Source organism: Paraburkholderia gardini (assembly GCF_907164575.1).
GTDB classification, from domain to species: Bacteria; Pseudomonadota; Gammaproteobacteria; order Burkholderiales; family Burkholderiaceae; genus Paraburkholderia; species Paraburkholderia gardini.
Map to the genome: position 1 here is coordinate 1 of NZ_CAJQYY010000062.1, position 3,411 is coordinate 3,411.

Here is a 3,411-nt window from a genome sequence, read left to right on the forward strand (position 1 = left end):
TCGCAGTTGCGCTTCGCTTCGCTCGCTGTGATCAACTTACGGTGGGACTTGCACCCACAAGAGTGCGCCCATGCTGGGCGCACAAAAAAAACCGTTCACGCAGCGAGTGCGTGAACGGAAAGTCGGAGAGTTACAACAGTGCTGACGTTACACATGGAATCACGCAGCGGTTGCAGTTTAGCCACGCGTGAGTACCTCAAACATCAGATGAATCCCAATCGGACGAACGCCTGATCCGAACATCGAGGTTGGCTTTCGCGGACCTTTCGTGCTTCATTCGCAGACTTGAATTCTGGCTATTCGTGCGTCAAGTCAGCCCCCTCCTGGCCGTAAACAAGGCGTACGAGCGCGGTATCCGCGCTGCATGGTGTGTGGCGTGAGAGACCTTCTCCAGATCCAGATGTACAAACAGGCGAATGACATGAAATGGTTTGACCGGTTGACCGTGTTGAGAAAATTGCTGCTGGCGTTTGCGCTCGTCACGGGCTTTGGTGTCGTGACCGGCGTCGCGGGTATGACGGCGCTGTCGGCGCTGCACGGGCTCACGGAGGCAATCGGTGGCCGGTACATGGATGGCCTCTACTGGATGGAAGAGGCGAACCGCCACAAGGTCGACACGGATCTCGCCGCCGCGAATCTCGGCTACGCATCCGACGATGCGGGCCGCCAGCGTCTGAAAGACGAGATCGTCGGCTCGCTGAAGGAGATGCACTCGGCGTTCGACAGCTTCGCCGCGACCATCACGACCAGCAAGGGCCAGACATTGCTCGACGACGTGATGAAAGCGAACACGGTCTGGGAAGGGATTGTGCGTCAGCAGATCGGCCTCGATCCGGTTCCGGCAGGCGTCGACAACGCGGAGCTCGTGCGCCGTGCGATCGCGGCGAGCGTCGCGATGCGCGAGCGCATCACCGTCGTCATCGAATATCGACGTCAGCGCTCAACCGATGCGCAGGCGGACGCCACCGCCCGCTACGAGCGCATGCGCGTCATCATGATCGCGCTGGTGCTCGCGTCGATGATCGTGGGCATGGTGCTCGCATGGCTGATCGCGCGGCGTTTGTCGCGGCAACTCGGCGGCGAGCCGGATTACGCGGCTGACATCGCGAATCGCATCGCCGCCGGCGATCTCGCCGTGCGCGTCGACACCCGCGCGGGCGACAACGACAGTCTGCTCTTCGCGCTCGGCAACATGCGCGAGCGGCTGGCGGGCATCGTCGGCGGCATCAGTACGTCGAGCGAATCGATCCTGATTGCCTCGGGTGAAATCGCGCAGGGCAATGCCGATCTCTCGCAGCGCACGGAAGAGCAGGCGGCTTCGCTCGAAGAAACCGCATCGAGCATGGAGCAGCTCACCGCGACCGTGCGGCAGAACGCGGACAACGCGCAGCAGGCAAGCGGCGTCGCGCACGGCGCAGCGGAAGTGGCGGCGCGCGGCAGCGTGCTGGTGAACGATGTTGTCGATACGATGCGCGATCTGGCGGCAGGCTCAAAACGGATGACGGACATCATTGCCGTGATCGAGGGCATCGCGTTTCAGACCAACATCCTCGCGTTGAACGCGGCCGTCGAAGCGGCTCGGGCAGGCGAGCAGGGTCGTGGCTTCGCGGTCGTCGCGGGCGAAGTGCGCTCGCTCGCGCAGCGCAGCGCGCTCTCGGCGAAGGAAATCAAGGAGCTGATCGAGAACTCGACGACGCGTGTCGACAGCGGCGCCGAACTGGCCGAGCGCGCGGGCCGGACGATGACCGAGGTGACGCACGCGGTCAAACGTATGAACGACATCATGGGCGAGATTTCGGCTGCATCGACCGAGCAGAGCACCGGCATCGAACAGGTCAACCGCGCGGTCGCGCAGATGGACCAGGTGACGCAACAGAACGCCGCGCTCGTCGAACAGGCGGCCGCGGCTGCAGGTTCGATGGCGGATCAGGCGCAGCAGTTGAAGTCGGCCGTTTCAGTGTTCACCGTGAAGGCGCGCGCGGCCTGATTGCCGGATCGCGCGGCGCGGGCAACGAAGCATGAACGTTTCGTCGCCCGCGCCGCGCATGGACGCACTTCGCTCCATGCCCGGCGTCACGTTTCAGCTCAGGCAGCCGCTTTCTCGCGCGCCTGTTCCTCGAGATACAACGCCATCTCTTCGGCGAGCGCTTTTGCGACCGCGGGCCGCTGCGCGATTCGCCGGTAATACGCATCCACCGAAGGCCATGCAGCCAGACTCACACCCGAGTACTGTGCCCAGTTCAGCACGGTAGCAAGATAGGCATCGGCGACCGTGAATCGCTCCAGCAAGAACGCGTTCGCGGCGAAATGCGCGTCCAGCACCGCGAGACGCAACGGCACCCGCTTGCGCGTGTAATTCAGCACGTCTTCAGATGCACCCGGATCGAGCAGCGGTACGAACACAGCCTTGTGCAATTCCGTGCTGATGAAACCGAGCCACTGCTGCACTTTCGCGCGCTCCGCCGTGCCGGCTGGCGGCATCAGCTGCGCTTGCGGGAACTGGTCGGCGACGTACGGCAGGATCGCTGTGTTTTCGGTGAGGAGCCATCCCTCGTTCGTGCGCAGCACCGGCACCTGCCCGAGCGGGCTGACCTGATAGAAATCCGTTCCGTCGGCAATGCGCTTCTTCTTTGTGTCGACCTGAATGAAGTTCGCGCCCGCGTCCGCTTCGTAAAACGTGATGCGGGTCGCGAGCGAGCAGGCCATGGGAGAAAAATACAGATCCATTCCGGTGTCTCCAGTCGGTGGTTTGAGTTTTGTACTATAGTGAACAAAATTAAATGGCGCCAGATATTTTTATGCATACCGGTACAAAAACAGAACAACGTCCTCGCGGAAGGCCACGCGCCTATGACGCAACCGAAGCAGTCGCCAGTGCCACGGAGGCGTTCTGGCAAGGCGGCTACTCGGGCACGTCGCTCGACGACCTGAGCGTCGCGACGGGCATGAACCGTCCGAGCCTTTACGGCGCGTTCGGCGACAAGCACGCGCTCTATCTGGACACGCTCGACGGTTACATCGACGCCGGGCTCAAGGCGATGGAAGTGGCGCTCGGCGGCGACCTGCCGCTCGCGCAGGCGTTGATGCGCGTCTACGATACGGCGCTCGCGATTTATCTCCCGGCCGGCGGCGAGCCGCGCGGATGCTTCCTGATCGGCACGGCCGTGGTCGAAGCGAAGCGCGATGCGGACGTTCGCGCGAAGCTCGCCGACGGGCTCCGGATCTTCGATGGCGCGCTGGAGCGGCGTCTGCTGCGCGCCCAGGCGCAGGGTGAACTCGATCCCGCCGCCGACACAGCGGTGCTCGCAAGAGTCGCGTCCGCGATCATGCACAGCCTCGCGCTGCGCTCGCGCGCGGGCGACACGCGCGCGACGCTGCGCGCGACGGCGGCGGGGGGGGGGGGGCGGGAGT

General features: G+C 63.8%; 3 protein-coding genes. 2 read left to right on the forward strand and 1 reads right to left on the reverse strand.

Annotated elements, in window-relative coordinates; translation table 11 throughout:
• Positions 1 to 421 precede the first annotated feature (421 nt).
• The gene (locus tag LPA34_RS26770) at positions 422 to 1,987 is read left to right on the forward strand and encodes a methyl-accepting chemotaxis protein (protein WP_228984152.1); all 1,566 of its coding nucleotides are present in this window, start codon (positions 422 to 424) and stop codon (positions 1,985 to 1,987) included.
• A 98-nt stretch (positions 1,988 to 2,085) separates the two neighbouring features.
• Here LPA34_RS26770 and LPA34_RS26775 read toward each other — a convergent pair whose 3' ends face one another.
• Entirely contained in the window at positions 2,086 to 2,727 is a 642-nt protein-coding gene (locus LPA34_RS26775; protein ID WP_228984154.1) for a glutathione binding-like protein, read from the reverse strand.
• 71 nt (positions 2,728 to 2,798) lie between these two features.
• On the opposite strand from LPA34_RS26775, the gene LPA34_RS26780 reads away from it, so the two are divergent.
• Positions 2,799 to 3,411: TetR/AcrR family transcriptional regulator (locus LPA34_RS26780; protein ID WP_228984157.1), on the forward strand; the 613-nt coding region annotated here is incomplete at its 3' end.

Excerpts from the sequence above, each read along its gene's own strand:
- LPA34_RS26775 (WP_228984154.1), bottom strand. The coding sequence starts at position 2,727 with ATGGATCTGTATTTTTCTCCCATGGCCTGCTCGCTCGCGACCCGCATC.
- LPA34_RS26770 (WP_228984152.1), top strand. The coding sequence starts at position 422 with ATGAAATGGTTTGACCGGTTGACCGTGTTGAGAAAATTGCTGCTGGCG.